Source organism: Methylobacterium sp. NFXW15 (assembly GCF_049887755.1).
Classification (GTDB): domain Bacteria; phylum Pseudomonadota; class Alphaproteobacteria; order Rhizobiales; family Beijerinckiaceae; genus Methylobacterium.
Genome location: NZ_JAGEKG010000007.1, coordinates 75,599 through 90,259, shown reverse-complemented (window position 1 = coordinate 90,259; position 14,661 = coordinate 75,599). Strand labels below are relative to the sequence as shown.

Here is a 14,661-nt window from a genome sequence, read left to right as displayed (position 1 = left end):
CCACGGTTTCCAGGCTGCCCCGCGACATCGCTGCCTGAAAGACGTGCTCGACGCAGGGCTTGATCGGGCACACAGTGCCCTCTCGGTGCGGATGGGAGACCCCGCCCATGACGACGACTCGCCCGATTCGGCTTCCGCTCCGGTGGCCCGTCGATCCCTGGCCCCGCGCGTCCCTGGCCGAGCGCACGGCGGTCGGCTCGGTCCTCATCCTGTTGCTCGCCGTGCCCTGCGTCGCGGCAGCGCTCGTTCTGGCCGTGACCGCGATTCTCGTTCAGCATGCCTGCCGGTCGTACGATCTGGGGGCCATGGTGCGCGCGCGGCTCGATCGCGGCTGAGGCGAAAACGCCTGCCGGTCCTTGCCGGATTTGACCTTGGCGTAGCGCCTGGGTCAGTCATGGCGCAGGGCCGGAGACCGACATGTTTCGTTCGTTGATGACCGCGCGGCGTTTCGCGCCACTGTTCTGGTGCCAGTTCTTCTCGGCCTTCAACGACAATTTCCTGAAAAACGCACTCGCCTTCCTGATCCTGTTCGGCATCGGGGGTAGCGCGGGCGCGGGCGGCGAGGGCCATGGCGGCGTCCTCGTCACGCTGGCGAGTGCCGTCTTCATCGGGCCGTTCTTCATCCTGTCGGGGCTCGGCGGCCAATGGGCCGACCGCTACGACAAGGCGCTCATGGCCAGGCGGCTCAAGTTCGCGGAGATCTTCGCCGCGGGCTGCGCCGTGCTGGGTTTCCTGCTCCATTCCGTGCCGGTGCTGTTCGTCGCGCTCGGCCTGTTCGGGACGATCGCGGCCCTGTTCGGCCCGATCAAATACGGCATCCTGCCGGACCACCTGCGCCGGGAGGAGCTCCCCGCCGGCAACGCCCTGGTCGAAGCCGCAACCTTCCTCGCCATCCTCCTCGGTACTATCGCGGCGGGCACCGCGTCGGCCATGGGTGGATCGGGCGCGCTATTCGCCGCCCTGGTCATGGCCTTCGCCGTTCTGTGCTGGCTGTCGGCGCGGATGATCCCCGAGACGGGGGAGGGCGCCCCGGATCTCAAGGTCGATGCCAACGTCGCCCGCTCGACCTTCTCTTTGCTTCGCGACCTGTGGGTCGACACGAGGCTCTGGCGCGGCTCGCTGATCGTGAGCTGGTTCTGGCTCGTCGGCGTGGTGGTACTGTCGCTGCTGCCGGTGATGGTGCGCACCGCCTTCAACGGCAGCGAGACGGTCATCACCCTCCTGCTCGCGACCTTCTCGGTCGGCATCGCCCTGGGCTCCGGCCTTGCCTCCTGGCTCGCCAGCGGGCGTATCGTCCTGCTGCCGACCCCAGTCGGAGCGCTGCTGATGGCCCTGTTCGGCTTCGACCTCGCCTGGACGATCTCGCACCTTCCCGCGCCGCCCTCCGAGATGATCGGCCCGGTCGCGTTCATCGGCACCGGCCATGGCCTGCGCACGATGATCGACTTCCTCGGCCTCGCCATGGCGGGCGGGCTCTACATCGTGCCGTCCTTCGCCGCCGTGCAGGCCTGGACCGAGAAATCCATGCGCGCCCGCATCATCGGGGCGGTGAACGTGATCACCGCCGCCTTCATGGTGGGCGGCACCCTGGCGCTGGCGGCGCTGCAGGCCGCAGGCCTCTCCATGGCGAGCCTGCTGGCGGTGGTGGCCGTGCTGAATCTCGTCGTCGGCGCCGTGGTCCTCGTCACCCTGCCGACGAGCCCGTTCAGGGATGCCCTGTCGATCCTGTTCCGCGCCTTCTACCGGCTTGAGGTGCGCGGCCTCGACAACATCGACAAGGCGGGTCCGAACTGCATCGTGGCCCTCAACCACGTGTCCTTCCTCGATGCGCCGCTCGCCCTGTCGCTCCTCGATCAGGAGCCGGTCTTCGCCATCGACAGCGGCATCGCCAAGCGCTGGTGGGTGCGGCCGTTCCTGAAGATGACCAAGGCGATGCCGCTCGATCCGACGCGGCCGCTCGCCACCCGCACCCTGATCAACGCGGTGCGATCCGGCGAGACGCTGATCATCTTCCCCGAGGGTCGGCTCACCGTCACCGGTAGCCTGATGAAGGTCTATGACGGGGCCGGGCTCATCGGCGACAAGTCGGGCGCCATGGTGGTGCCGGTGAAGATCGACGGGCTGGAGCAGACCGTTTTCTCGCGCCTGTCCCGGAGCCAAGTGCGCCGCCGCTGGTGGCCGAAGGTGATTGTCACCGTCATGCCACCCGTGCGGCTTACGGTGGATCCGGCGCTGAAGGGTAAGGCCCGGCGGCAGGCCGCGGGTGCGGAGCTCTACGACGCCATGTCCGAGTTGCTGTTCCGCACGGCCGAGATCGACCGCGGGGTGATGGCCGCGCTGATCGATGCGGGCGAGCGCCATGGCTGGCGCCGCAACGCCCTCGAAGACCCGGTGACCGGCCGCCTGAGCTACGGGCGCCTCGTGATGGGCGCCAACATCCTCGGCCGCAAGCTGATGGCCTACGCTCCGGAGGGGGGCCATATCGGCCTGATGCTTCCGAACGCCAACGGCGCGGCGGTGACCTTCTTTGCCCTGGCCTCGGCGGGCCGGGTGCCGGCCATGATCAACTTCTCGGCGGGCGCCGCCAACGTGCTGTCCGCCTGCGCGACGGCGGAGGTAAGCACGGTACTGACGTCGCGTGCCTTCATCGAGAAGGGCCGCCTCGGCTCCCTCGTGGAGGCGATGAAAGGCAAGGTGACGCTGGTCTATCTCGAAGATCTGCGCGCCACGATCACCCTGGCCGACAAGATCCGCGGCTTCCTCAGCCCCCGGAAGCCGCTGGTGAAGCGGCGGGGCGAGGACCCAGCGGCGGTCCTGTTCACCTCGGGCAGCGAGGGCGCACCCAAGGGTGTCGTGCTCGCCAACCGCTGCATGCTCGCCAACGTGGCGCAGGTGGCCGCGCGGATCGATTTCGGTCCGACGGACAAGGTGTTCAACGTCCTTCCGATGTTCCACGCGTTCGGGCTCACCGCCGGGACGGTGCTGCCGCTGGTCTCGGGCGTGCCGGTCTATCTCTATCCCTCGCCGCTGCATTACCGGATCGTGCCGGAGCTCGTTTACGGCTCGAACAGCACGGTGCTCTTCGGAACGGACACGTTCCTCACGGGCTATGCCCGCGCCGCACACGCCTACGATCTGCGCTCGCTGCGCTACGTCGTGGCCGGAGCCGAGGCGGTGAAAGACACGACCCGCCGGACCTGGCTGGAGAAGTTCGGCCTGCGCATCCTCGAAGGTTACGGCGTCACCGAATGTGGGCCCGTGCTCGCCCTCAACACGCCGATGTTCAACCGCTTCGGCACGGTCGGCCGTCTCCTGCCCGGCATCGAGGCGAAGCTCGAGCCGGTGCCGGGCATCGACGAGGGCGGGCGCCTTTCGGTGCGCGGCCCCAACGTGATGCTCGGCTACCTGATGACCGATGCCCCCGGCCACCTGAAGCCGCCGCCTGACGGCTGGCACGATACCGGCGACATCGTGAGCATCGACACGGAGGGCTTCGTCACCATCCGTGGCCGGGCGAAGCGCTTTGCCAAGGTGGCCGGCGAGATGGTCTCGCTGGCGGCCATCGAGAAGCTCGCCAACGAACTCTGGCCCGACCGGTTGAGCGCCGCCGCCGCCGTACCGGACGCGCGCAAGGGCGAGCGGCTGGTGCTGTTCACCCAGGCCAAGGACGCGAACCGCGCCGCTTTCCAGAGTTTCGCCAAGGGCAAGGGCGCCTCCGACGTCTCGATCCCCGCCGAGGTGGTGGTCTTGGAGGACATTCCCCTGCTCGGCGCGGGCAAGGTCGATCTCGTGGCGGTTTCCAAGCTCGCCCGCGAGCGCGCCGACGCAGAGGCCGCTTGAGCGGGGCGGCCTGAGGGGGCATCCTCCGGCCGGACGGGGAGGGCGGCATGCGGAAGGGCGGGTGGCTGATCCTTATCCGGGTCTGCGTCGCGCTTCCCGTGACCGCTCTGCTGGCCCTGCTGATCCTGGCGGCTTCGCTACCGCCCCTCGATCTCCATGCGGCGCAGGCCCGCTCGGTGGTCGTCCTCGACCGGTCGGGCGATCTGCTCCGGCCCTTCGCGACGCAGGATGGACGCTGGCGCCTGCCGGTGAGCGCCGCCACGGTCGATCCGCGCTATCTCGCCATGCTCCGGGCCTACGAGGACCGGCGCTTCGATAGCCATATCGGGATCGATCCGCTTGCCGTCCTGCGGGCTGCGTCCCAAGGGCTGCGCCATGGGCGCATCGTATCGGGTGGCTCGACGCTCTCGATGCAAGTCGCCCGTCTCGTAGAGCCACGGGCGCGGCGCTCGGCCTCCGCGAAGCTGCGGCAAGCGCTCCGGGCCGTGAGCCTGGAGCGTCAGCTCGGCAAGGGGGGCGTGCTCGATCTCTACCTCGCCCTGGCGCCCTTTGGCGGATCGCTGGAAGGGGTAAGGGCCGCGAGCCTCGCCTATTTCGGCCGCGAGCCCGCCCGCCTCACCCCCGCGCAGGCGGCCCTCCTCGTCGCCCTGCCGCAATCCCCCGAGACCCGGCGTCCCGACCGTTTCCCCGAGCGGGCGCGAGCGGCGCGTAACCGGGTGATCGACATCGCCCTGTCGCGCGGTCTGCTGCGTGACGACGAGGCCGCACAGGCCAGGGCCGAACCGGTTCCGGCCGCCCGCCGACCCTTCCCGATGCTGGCCGCCCACGCCGCCGAGGAGGCGGTGGGCGCCGAGCCCGCGAACCCGGTGATCCGCCTCAGCCTCGATGGCCGCCTGCAAGCGAGCCTCGAAGCCCTCGCGGCCGAGCGCGCCGCCTCGGCGGGGCCCGTCCTCTCGACGGCGATCGTGGTGATCGACAATCGCGACGGGCGGCTCCTCGCCCAGGTCGGCAGCGCGGGCTATCTCGACTCCAGCCGCCGGGGGGCCATCGACATGACCCGCGCCGTGCGCTCGCCCGGATCGGCGCTGAAGCCCTTCGTCTACGCCATGGCCTTCGAGGCCGGGCTCGCCCATCCCGAGACGCTGATCGAGGACCGGCCGTCGCGATTCTCCGCGAGCTACGCGCCCGAGAATTTCGACATGACCTTCCAGGGCACCGTCACAGCCCGGCGGGCGCTGCAACTGTCGCTCAACGTGCCCGCCGTCGCATTGATGGAGGCGGTGGGTCCGGCGCGCTTCGTCGCGCATCTGCGCGCGGCGGGAGCCGACCTGCGCCTGCCACGCGATGCGGCGCCAGGCCTTCCGGTGGCGCTCGGAGGGCTCGGCCTCACCCTCACCGACCTCGCCCGGCTCTATGCGGGCCTTGCCCGCGACGGGCAGATGCCGCCCCCGGCCGGGGGTAAGCGCATCGCAGGGGATGTGGCCGCGTGGTACGTGACCGACATCCTGCGCGGGACCCCGCCGCCCGACAACGCATTGCCCAACCGCATCGCCTACAAGACCGGCACATCCTTCGGTTACCGGGATGCCTGGGCCGTGGGATACGATCGCCGCGTCACGGTCGCGGTTTGGGCCGGTCGTGCCGATGGCGCCCCGGTGCCCGGTCTCGTCGGGCGGATCGTCTCCGCGCCGATCCTGTTCGATGCCTTCGCGCGCCACGGGGGCGATCCCGTTTTCGGGCCGCGCCCCGCCGACGCCTTAACCGCCGCCAACGCGGCCCTGCCACCGCCCCTGCGCCGCCTGAACCGCGACGAGCCGCCGGACGGAACGCCAGTCCTGCGGATCGCCTATCCGCCGGATGGGGCGCGGGTCGATCTCGGCTTAGCCGCCCCTGCGGGCGGGGCGGGGGAGGGGATGATCCTGAAAGCGTCGGGCGGCGTGCCGCCCCTCACCTGGATGATCGACGGGCAACCGGTCTCACGAACGATCCGGCGGCAATCGGCCTGGGTGCCGGAGGGTGCGGGCTTCGTGAGAATTTCCGTCCTCGACGCGACCGGGGCCAGTGACAGCGTCGCCGTTCGGATCGAGTAAGGGGCAAGTTCATCGTCCCAAGTCGTTCTGTATGAACTATTTTAACAGGTATACCGTTTTTCAATAGTTTGCTCGTAAACCACTCATGTGATGGTTTCGAGGCTACGAATTTTTGGTGTCGCCACGGCGACGCTTACTGCTTTGGCAGGTGTCGCTGGTTACGCCGGAACTGCGGCGGACGGGCATCGCGCCGCTTGGCGCCTCGACTATGTCCGCCCGACGACGATCCCCTTCCCCGAAACCAATCCTTATTCGCCCGCCAAGGCGGAACTCGGCCGCAAGCTCTTCTTCGATCCGATCCTTTCGGGCGACGGCAGCCGCGCCTGCGTGACGTGCCATAGCCCGGACCTGGCCTGGGCCGATGGCCGCGCCCGCGCCTCCACCCGCATGGGTGGAGACATGGACCTGCACACGCCGACACTCCTGAACGTCGCGTGGCAGGATGGTCCGCTCGGCTGGGACGGCAAGTTTGCCGTTTTGGAGAAGGTCGCCCGCGCGCCGATCTCCGCACCGGGCAACATGAATCTCAAGATGCCCGATGCCGTGTCTCGACTCTCGGCCGACGAGAGCTACCGCGAGAGCTTCGCCGCCGCGTTCGGCGATCCTGCCGTCAGCGAGGATCGGCTCGAAGCCGCCCTCGCGACGTACCAGCGCCTGATCGTCGCCGGAAAGGCACCCTTCGACCGCTGGATCGACGGGGATGAGGGGGCGATCTCCGAGGCCGCCAAGCGCGGGTTCGAGGTATTCAACGGCAAGGGCGGCTGCGCCGGTTGCCATTCCGGCTGGTCGTTCACGGACAATTCCTTCCACGACATCGGTACCGCCACGGGCAACGATCTCGGCCGGGGCCGCCTGATGCCGCGCTCGGTCGCCCTGCAATACGCCTTCAAGACGCCGACGCTGCGAGAGATCGAGAAGCGCACGGCCTACATGCACGACGGGTCTTTGCCGACGCTGGAAGCGGTTATCGACCTCTATGACAAAGGCGGGATCGACCGCCCGAGCCGGTCGCGACAGATCAAGCCTTTAGACCTGAGCGCGCGGGAGAAGGCGGACCTGCTGGCTTTCCTGGCGACGCTGTCCACCGAAGGCGACCGCGAAGAGACCGCAGCGGTATTCCCCGCAAGCGCGCCGTCGCCGTAGGCCAGGAAGCCTCTTCGCCCTTCATCGGTAGAAGGAAGCCATCGATCGTTCGCCCCTTGGTGAGGGGTCGAAAGGCTATGGATGGCCTCGCTCCGCTCGCGCTGACGAATGTGAGGTGTCCTTCGGACGAACGCCCGAACGTCGCATTCAGTGGAAGACGGGCAGGCCCGAGCCGAGCAGGACGAGACCCGATACGAGGAAGAGTCCGCCCGAGGTCTCGAAGGCCTTCGCGCGCAGACCGGCGGTGGGAGCACGGGCCGCGAGGGCGACGCCCAGGCAGAGGCTGACGGCGCTCGCCAATCCGACCATGAATGAACTCTCCGACAAGGCTCTCCGGGCGCGCCCGGTGGCCATCACGGCCACGCTAAACGCCAACCCTTAACCCGAAGCTTCCGGGACCGTTCCTGATCGGCGGGCTGAGTGGAAAAAGCTCAGCTCGGGGAATCCACAGCGTTAACCTTTTACGGAGAGCCATTAAGATTCACTTACCGGGGCGGACGCGATTTGATTTAAAAAGCTTTCACAAAGCAGCGCCGCCGCGGGCGAGGGTCTTATGAAGTCCCCAAGGAAGACGTTTTCCGGTTCACTTCAAACCTTGGCCTTGGCGTTACCGTTGACCCTGTTCGCGTCGAACGAGGCCAGCGCTCATGTGAAATGGTTTTGTGCCTACGACGTATCCGGCCAGCCTCGTGGCCTGGAAAACGTCCTGTGCCTCAATTTCGAATGGCTGGTCGGCCTCGCGCTGGTCTGCCTGATGTTCGGCTGCCTCGCCGAAGGCACACCGCTCGGCACCGCATTGATGAACGCCCTCGACCGGGTGCTGGGTCGCATCCGCACCGATACCGAGCTTCTTGTGCGCGCGACGGTCGGATTCTTCTTCGTGTCGCTCTGGGGGCTCGGGGGCATCATCCTGACGCCGGAACTGAAGACCGACCTCGAGTGGATCTCCTGGCTTCAGCTCGGTCTTGCCGTCTGCCTGATCTGGCGGCGGACCATGCCGATCACCGGGCTCGGGATCGTGTTCCTCTTCGCCTATGCGGTCTCGCAATACGGCATCTTCCACCTGGCCGATTACCCGGTCTTCCTCGGCGTCGCCGCCTACCTGATCCTGCGCAGCCTCGACCTGACGCCTTACGGGATCCGCGCGCTCGACATCGTGCGCTGGACGGCCGCCGTGACCCTGATGTGGGCCTCCGTCGAGAAGTGGGCGTATCCGCATTGGACCGACCCGCTCATCGCCGCCAACCCGTCCATGACCATGGGCGCCAGCCCCGAATTGTTCATGCAGGCCGCCGGCGTCATCGAGTTCACCCTCGCCTTCGCCCTCATCTGGACGCCGCTGGTCCGCCGGACCTCTGCACTGATCCTGGCGGGCGTATTCGTCTCGGCCATCTTCGAGTTCGGCAAGATCGACGCGATCGGCCATTCCGGCATCATCGTGGTGCTGCTCGGCATCGCCGCCGACGATGTGCGGGTGAAGGTCCGGGTCCGCGACACGGTACTCGCCCCGGCCTGGTACGCGGCCTCGCTCGCGGGCTTCCTGCTCCTCTACTATCTCGGCCACGCCGCGATCTATGGCGGCTTGGCGGAACTGCCGGTGATCTGACCTCGGCTCAGGGACGGTGGAACGAGGCCACGGCGTCGTTCACACCGGTCAGCAGGATCTGGCATCCGACGCAGAGCAGAAGGAATGCGAAGAGCCGCCCGAGCACCCGCGCACGGGCGGGGCCGATCAGGGCGACCACCCGGTCGGCCGAGCCGTAGACCAGAACGACGATGAGGGCGACGCTGAGGGCCGCCGCCGACACACTGGCATAGAACCCGATCCGGTCGGCCAGGGCCTCGGGCCGGCTGGAACCCAGGGTGATCGCCACGGCAATGGTGCCGGGTCCGACAGTGAAGGGCAGCGTCAGCGGGAAGAAGGCGATCTCGTTGAGATTGCCGGACAGGGTTTCCGCCGGGGGCTCCTGCATCCGCTTCTCCCGCGAGCCGGAGGCTTCGGCCTGCTTGCGCGCCTCGCGGGCCTCCGGCCGGTTGAGTTGCGTCCAGGCGGCGGACATCACGACGAGTCCGCCCGCGATCCGCAGTGCAGCGAGGCTCACACCGAAGAAGTTCAGGATCGGCGTACCTGCCCAGAGCGCGCCGAGCATGATCACCGCCGCGTAGGTGCCGATCCGGCGGGAGAGTACGACTCGCTCGGCATGGCTGAACTGGCTCGTGACCTGCGCGAAGATGAGCGCCCCGCCGATCGGATTCACGATGGCGATGAGGCCGGAAAGGGCCAGCAGGAATTGCTGGATCGTGATCTCGACGGTCAAACCGGGCTCCCCCGCATGTCGGCGGGCGATGCTCTAACCCGGCGCAGGCGCGGGGACGAGTACGCGGGCCGGTGCGAGGCGGCGGGACCGGCGCACCTGGGCGACAGGGATCGGCCGGTACAGCTGCTTCGTCGCGTCGATCACGTGCAGGCCCGCAAAGGGCAGGGCCAGTGTCGTGCCGCAGGCTTCCCAGATCGCCCCCGTCCGCAGGAGCACGCGCGAGCGCACCGGCGGCATGTAGAGGGTCTCGGCCCACCCTTCCGGCGAGAAAAGGGTGTCCCGCATCAATCGTCCGAGCTGAGAGCGGCTGTAAGGCTGGCCATGGCCGAAGGGCGTCGCCTCGCGCCGCGCCCAGATTCCCCGGCGGTTGGGAACCACGAGCACCATGCGGCCGCCGGGCGTCAGGGTCCGCCACACCTCCTGCAGCAATTCGGTCGGGCTCTCGACCGATTCGAGGGCGTGGACGAGGATCACCCGGTCGATGGCCGCCTCGGGAAGGGGCATCATCGTCGGGTCGGTGAGGGCGGTGCAGGAACGACCACTGCCTGGCCAGTTCACCACGCCCTGCGAGGCGGGCATGAAGGCGAGCGTCCGCTCCGCGATGCAGTGGACGGGGGCGAGGTAGGGGGTGGCATAACCGATCCCGAGCACGCGCAGTCCCGAGACCGATCCGAGGAAGCCATGCACCGAGCGGCCGACGACCCGCCGGGTCGTGGCGCCGAGGGGCGTAGCGTAGAAGGCCCTCAGGCCGTTGACGTCGAGACGCATGGACTCATTACGCGCGGCTGGCTGTCATCGGGCCATCAATGGTGGCGGTGCGCGTCCGCCGCAAGTCATCCCGGAACCGCACCTCGCGAAAGCCTGTTTTTCCAACCGCAGCCTTAGGCTAGCTTCATCACGGGCCAGGGACCGCGACGTGGACGCACAGATCAAGACCTTCCTCTGCCGCTCGGACAATATCGGGGTCCTGATCCGCGACCCCGGAACGGGCGCCTGCGCCGCCATCGACATCCCCGAGGCGGCCCCCGTCCTGAAGGCTCTGGAGGACACGGGCTGGCGCCTCACCGACATCCTCGTCACCCACCGGCACGGCGATCACATCGCGGGGATCGAGGAAGTGAAGGGCAAAACCGGCGCCCGTGTCACCGCGCCGCGCAAGGCGGGCGATGCGATCCCCGCCGTCGACATTGCGGTGGGCGAGGGCGACACGGTGACGGTCGGAGACCTCGTCGCCCAGGTCTGGGAGACGCCCGGCCACTGCAACGACCACATCACCTATTGGTTCGAAGACGCGAAGATCATCTGCGCCGGGGATACATTGTTTACCCTCGGCTGCGGGCGGGTGCTCGAGGGTCCTCCCGAAGTCCTGTGGCGCTCACTACAGCGCTTCACCGATCTGCCGGATGAGACACAGGTCTTCAGTGGGCATGACTACGTACTCTCGAATGGCAAGTTCGCCCTGGCAGCAGATCCCGACAACGAAGCTCTGCGCGCCCGTGTCGCGGAAGCGGAAACCGCGCGACGGGACGGGTCATTCCTGATCCCTTCGACACTCGGTCAGGAGAGGCGGACAAATCCGTTCCTCAGGAGTGGCACCTCAGAACTGGCGAAGGGAGTCAATCTCCCTGCTGGAAGCTCCTCTGAAAAGGTGTTCGTTACTCTAAGATCGTGGAAGGATCGGTTCTGAGAGTGATACGATCGGAAAATTTTGTTGCGTTCTCAAATCATTTTGAACATACGACAGGTAAGCGGCAACGAAGCCGCATGAGCACGCGGGCTCCCGGGGGGACACCGCTTTTTCAACCGGAAGCGCGTTCGCGCTTCTTTCGGAACGATGGGGGTCCGCCTCGCCCTACCACCTGTCCTCCTCTCGCCTTCCCCTTCCGTTCCTGCGGCCGGAGATCGACTCGTCCAAGGATGACGAAACCGAGCTCAAGGTGGCGCTGAATGGGATCGAAGGTGGCGCCCCCGCCAAGTCGTCAGACGATGCGGAATCGGGCAGCACCCCGAAGGCACGGACTCCCGTCTCGGCCGATATTCGCCTTCTGGGCATCGCCACCGAGCATTTGGCCCGTCTGGGGCCCAAGCGTGTCACCGTCGTCGCCGTGGCCGCCGAAGCGGGCATGACGCACGCGAACGTCTACCGCTATTTCCCCTCCAAGGACGCCCTGCTCGATGCCGTGGCGGGCCGCTGGCTACGGGATGTGGAAACCCGCCTCGCCGGCATCGCCGACGCGCCGGATCCCGCCGACGATAAGATCGAACGGCTGCTCGTCGCCCTTGCGGCCCTTCAGCGGGACGCACTCGCCAACGAGCCGAACCTCTTCGCTGTCCATCTGGACGCCACTGTCGCCGCGCGGCCCATCGCCCGGCGCCACCGGGTCCGCCTGCGCAGCTTGGTCGAGCGGGTTGTCGAAGAGGGGATCACATCCGGCATCTTCTCGGCGCGGGACCGGGAGCGGGCCATCGCTTACATCTTCGATGCAAGCTACCGGTTCACTCATCCGCTCGCGATCCAACATGATGCCGATGTGCCTCGAGACCTGATCGAGGCCCGCTTCGGGGCGGTGATCCACGCAATCCAGAGGGTCCTGCGAGCAGGCGTCCTCTGAGACGAGACAGGGCGGGGCACGCGGAAATCGCGGCCCCGCCTTTTTCTTTCTGGTCCGTGATTCCCTGATCGGAGTTCGGGACGAGGTCAGCATGAAACCGTGAAATGACAGGTTTGGAAATCTGTCATTCTGGCTTTCCCGGTCGCTGCACCGCACCTAAAACCTTCGCATCACAGCGATTTCCGGCTCGACACGATGCCGTGGTGGAGGGACTGTCGGCGCCTTCCGGCCTTTAGGCCAAGCCCCATCGGGTTGAAGCGTCAGTGCTTTTCGGCCACACAGCCGCGCAGATTTTCGGTCGCGAACGACCCGGCGCAACGCACGCTGGAGCAGGCCACCAACGCGCCCGGGAAGCAAGGTTTCTCAGGAGGCAGAACCGACATGGCACGCAGCAAGATCGCCCTCATCGGTGCCGGCCAAATCGGCGGAACGCTGGCCCTTCTGGCCGGACTCAAGGAACTGGGCGATATCGTGCTGTTCGACATCGTCGACGGCGTGCCGCAGGGTAAGGCGCTCGATATCGCCGAAGCCGCCCCGGTCGAGGGCTTCGATGCCAAGCTCGCTGGCGCCAGCGACTATTCGGCGATCGCCGGAGCCGACGTCGTGATCGTCACCGCCGGCGTGCCGCGCAAGCCCGGCATGAGCCGCGACGATCTGATCGGTATCAACCTCAAGGTCATGCAGTCGGTCGGCGAGGGCATCAAGGCGCATGCGCCGGACGCCTTCGTGATCTGCATCACCAACCCGCTCGACGCGATGGTGTGGGCGCTTCAGAAGTTCTCCGGCCTGCCGAAGAACAAGATCGTCGGCATGGCCGGCGTGCTCGACTCCGCCCGCTTCCGCCACTTCCTGGCCGAAGAGTTCAAGGTCTCGGTCGAAGACGTCACCGCTTTCGTGCTCGGCGGCCACGGCGACGACATGGTTCCGCTCGTGCGCTACTCCACCATCGCGGGCGTGCCGCTCCCCGACATGATCAAGCTCGGCTGGTCGACCCAGGAGAAGCTCGACGCCATGGTCGAGCGGACCCGCAAGGGCGGCGGCGAGATCGTCAACCTGCTCAAGACCGGCTCGGCCTTCTACGCTCCGGCCTCCTCGGCCATCGCGATGGCCGAAAGCTACCTGCGCGACAAGCGCCGCGTGCTGCCCTGCGCCGCCCATCTCGACGGCCAGTACGGCATCGACGGCCTGTTCATCGGCGTGCCGGTGGTGATCGGCGCCAACGGCGTCGAGAAGGTGCTCGAAGTCGAGTTCAACGGCGACGAGAAGGCGATGTTCGAGAAGTCCGTCAACTCGGTGAAGGGCCTGATCGAGGCCTGCAAGACCGTCGACGGCTCGCTGGCGTAAGTCACGGCGCGAAGAGCGCTAAGGGAGAGGCGGGGGAAGGCACAGGCCTCCACCGCTTCTCCTGAGCGCACTTCGTCATTCGCCACTCCCTCTTCGCTCCTCTGAATGAGGCTCCGATGAACATCCACGAATACCAGGCCAAAGCGGTCCTGCGGGAGTTCGGCCTGCCGGTGTCCCGCGGCGTCGCCATCTTCAATCCGTCCGAGGCCGAGGCTGCGGCCAAGGAATTGGGCGGCCCGGTTTGGGTCGTGAAGAGCCAGATCCATGCCGGTGGTCGCGGCAAGGGCACCTTCGTCGGTGCTCCCGAGGGCGCCAAGGGCGGCGTGCGCGTCACCAAGTCGATCGACGAAGTGAAGCAGTACGCGGGCGAGATGCTCGGCCAGACCCTCGTCACCATCCAGACCGGCCCCGCCGGCAAGCAGGTGAACCGTCTCTACATCGAGGAAGGCGCGCAGATCGCCGCCGAGTTCTACCTGTCGATGCTCGTCGATCGCGAGACCGGCGGCATTGCCTTCGTGGTCTCCACCGAGGGCGGCATGGACATCGAGGCGGTCGCCCACGACACGCCCGAGAAAATCCACACCATCCCGGTCGATCCGGCGACCGGCATCATGCCCCATCACGGCCGCGCGGTGGCCAAGGCGCTCGGCCTGACCGGCGCCCAGGCGAAGGAAGCCGGGGACCTGACCACCAAGCTCTACCAGGCGTTCACCGCCAAGGACATGAGCATGCTGGAGATCAACCCGCTGGTGCTCACCGGCGACGGCCACCTCAAGTGCCTCGACGCCAAGATCTCGTTCGATTCGAACGCCCTCTACCGTCACCCGGACATCGTCGCCCTGCGTGACGAGACCGAGGAGGACGCCAAGGAGATCGAGGCCTCCAAGTATGACCTCGCCTATATCGCCCTCGATGGCACCATCGGCTGCATGGTGAACGGCGCGGGTCTGGCCATGGCCACCCTCGACATCATCAAGCTCTACGGCGAGAGCCCGGCGAACTTCCTCGACGTGGGCGGCGGCGCTTCCGAAGAGAAGGTGACGGCGGCGTTCAAGATCATCACCGCCGATCCGCAGGTGAAGGGCATCCTCGTCAACATCTTCGGCGGGATCATGAAGTGCGACGTGATCGCCAACGGCGTGATCGCGGCGGTGAAGGCGGTGGGCCTGCAGGTTCCGCTGGTGGTGCGCCTGGAAGGCACCAACGTCGAGCAGGGCAAGGAGATCATCCGCGCCTCCGGCCTCAACGTGATCCCGGCCGACGACCTGGATGACGCCGCCCAGAAGATCGTCGCCGCCGTGAAGGGAGCCTGAT

Annotated in this window: 12 protein-coding genes; 9 read left to right on the top strand and 3 right to left on the bottom strand. The window is 67.3% G+C overall.

What is annotated here, in order from left to right:
- The first annotated feature begins 107 nt into the window (after window positions 1–107).
- The 4 genes from J4O73_RS16755 to J4O73_RS16740 all read left to right on the top strand — a co-directional run bounded on the left by J4O73_RS16755 (window position 108) and on the right by J4O73_RS16740 (window position 7,073).
- Window positions 108–335, top strand: coding sequence for a hypothetical protein (locus J4O73_RS16755; RefSeq protein ID WP_426219115.1), 228 nt, complete (start codon window positions 108–110; stop codon window positions 333–335).
- Window positions 336–417: 82 nt separating this feature from the next.
- The gene (locus J4O73_RS16750) at window positions 418–3,840 is read left to right on the top strand and encodes an acyl-[ACP]--phospholipid O-acyltransferase (protein WP_426219113.1); all 3,423 of its coding nucleotides are present in this window, start codon (window positions 418–420) and stop codon (window positions 3,838–3,840) included.
- 47 nt (window positions 3,841–3,887) lie between these two features.
- The gene (gene pbpC / locus J4O73_RS16745; RefSeq protein ID WP_426219111.1) at window positions 3,888–5,930 is read left to right on the top strand and encodes a penicillin-binding protein 1C; all 2,043 of its coding nucleotides are present in this window, start codon (window positions 3,888–3,890) and stop codon (window positions 5,928–5,930) included.
- A gap of 90 nt (window positions 5,931–6,020) precedes the next feature.
- Window positions 6,021–7,073 carry a cytochrome-c peroxidase gene (locus J4O73_RS16740; RefSeq protein ID WP_426219398.1) on the top strand — a complete coding sequence of 351 codons (1,053 nt, stop codon included), beginning with the start codon at window positions 6,021–6,023 and terminating at the stop codon, window positions 7,071–7,073.
- 147 nt (window positions 7,074–7,220) lie between these two features.
- Here the strand turns inward: J4O73_RS16740 and J4O73_RS16735 are convergent, their stop codons facing one another.
- Window positions 7,221–7,382 (bottom strand): hypothetical protein, encoded by a 162-nt coding sequence (locus J4O73_RS16735; protein WP_426219109.1) that lies wholly within the window; start codon window positions 7,380–7,382, stop codon window positions 7,221–7,223.
- A 244-nt stretch (window positions 7,383–7,626) separates the two neighbouring features.
- Here J4O73_RS16735 and J4O73_RS16730 point away from each other — a divergent pair, with 244 nt between their 5' ends.
- Window positions 7,627–8,679: a hypothetical protein gene (locus J4O73_RS16730; RefSeq protein ID WP_426219107.1), complete on the top strand. Its 1,053-nt coding sequence runs from the start codon at window positions 7,627–7,629 to the stop codon at window positions 8,677–8,679.
- Window positions 8,680–8,686: 7 nt separating this feature from the next.
- Here J4O73_RS16730 and J4O73_RS16725 read toward each other — a convergent pair whose 3' ends face one another.
- Together J4O73_RS16725 and J4O73_RS16720 are read right to left on the bottom strand one after the other, a co-directional pair.
- Window positions 8,687–9,391 carry a MarC family protein gene (locus J4O73_RS16725; protein WP_426219106.1) on the bottom strand — a complete coding sequence of 235 codons (705 nt, stop codon included), beginning with the start codon at window positions 9,389–9,391 and terminating at the stop codon, window positions 8,687–8,689.
- A 33-nt stretch (window positions 9,392–9,424) separates the two neighbouring features.
- Window positions 9,425–10,159, bottom strand: coding sequence for a class I SAM-dependent methyltransferase (locus tag J4O73_RS16720; protein ID WP_426219104.1), 735 nt, complete (start codon window positions 10,157–10,159; stop codon window positions 9,425–9,427).
- Window positions 10,160–10,307: 148 nt separating this feature from the next.
- Between J4O73_RS16720 and gloB the strand changes: the two genes are divergently transcribed.
- From gloB to sucC, 4 genes are all read left to right on the top strand, one after another.
- The gene (gene gloB / locus J4O73_RS16715) at window positions 10,308–11,078 is read left to right on the top strand and encodes a hydroxyacylglutathione hydrolase (RefSeq protein WP_426219102.1); all 771 of its coding nucleotides are present in this window, start codon (window positions 10,308–10,310) and stop codon (window positions 11,076–11,078) included.
- Between the two features lie 349 nt (window positions 11,079–11,427).
- Entirely contained in the window at window positions 11,428–12,003 is a 576-nt protein-coding gene (locus tag J4O73_RS16710) for a TetR family transcriptional regulator (RefSeq protein WP_313898749.1), read from the top strand.
- 381 nt (window positions 12,004–12,384) lie between these two features.
- Entirely contained in the window at window positions 12,385–13,347 is a 963-nt protein-coding gene (mdh, locus tag J4O73_RS16705) for a malate dehydrogenase (RefSeq protein ID WP_378974455.1), read from the top strand.
- Between the two features lie 116 nt (window positions 13,348–13,463).
- Window positions 13,464–14,660, top strand: a complete 1,197-nt coding sequence (sucC, locus tag J4O73_RS16700; RefSeq protein WP_426219100.1) for an ADP-forming succinate--CoA ligase subunit beta — start codon at window positions 13,464–13,466, stop codon at window positions 14,658–14,660.
- The last annotated feature ends 1 nt before the right edge of the window (window position 14,661 follow it).

What these genes read in the sequence shown, in the direction of transcription:
- J4O73_RS16735 (WP_426219109.1), bottom strand. Translation starts at nt 7,382, where the DNA reads ATGGTCGGATTGGCGAGCGCCGTCAGCCTCTGCCTGGGCGTCGCCCTC.
- sucC (WP_426219100.1), top strand. Translation starts at nt 13,464, where the DNA reads ATGAACATCCACGAATACCAGGCCAAAGCGGTCCTGCGGGAGTTCGGC.
- mdh (WP_378974455.1), top strand. Translation starts at nt 12,385, where the DNA reads ATGGCACGCAGCAAGATCGCCCTCATCGGTGCCGGCCAAATCGGCGGA.
- J4O73_RS16730 (WP_426219107.1), top strand. Translation starts at nt 7,627, where the DNA reads ATGAAGTCCCCAAGGAAGACGTTTTCCGGTTCACTTCAAACCTTGGCC.
- J4O73_RS16755 (WP_426219115.1), top strand. Translation starts at nt 108, where the DNA reads ATGACGACGACTCGCCCGATTCGGCTTCCGCTCCGGTGGCCCGTCGAT.
- J4O73_RS16740 (WP_426219398.1), top strand. Translation starts at nt 6,021, where the DNA reads ATGGTTTCGAGGCTACGAATTTTTGGTGTCGCCACGGCGACGCTTACT.
- J4O73_RS16750 (WP_426219113.1), top strand. Translation starts at nt 418, where the DNA reads ATGTTTCGTTCGTTGATGACCGCGCGGCGTTTCGCGCCACTGTTCTGG.
- J4O73_RS16720 (WP_426219104.1), bottom strand. Translation starts at nt 10,159, where the DNA reads ATGCGTCTCGACGTCAACGGCCTGAGGGCCTTCTACGCTACGCCCCTC.
- pbpC (WP_426219111.1), top strand. Translation starts at nt 3,888, where the DNA reads ATGCGGAAGGGCGGGTGGCTGATCCTTATCCGGGTCTGCGTCGCGCTT.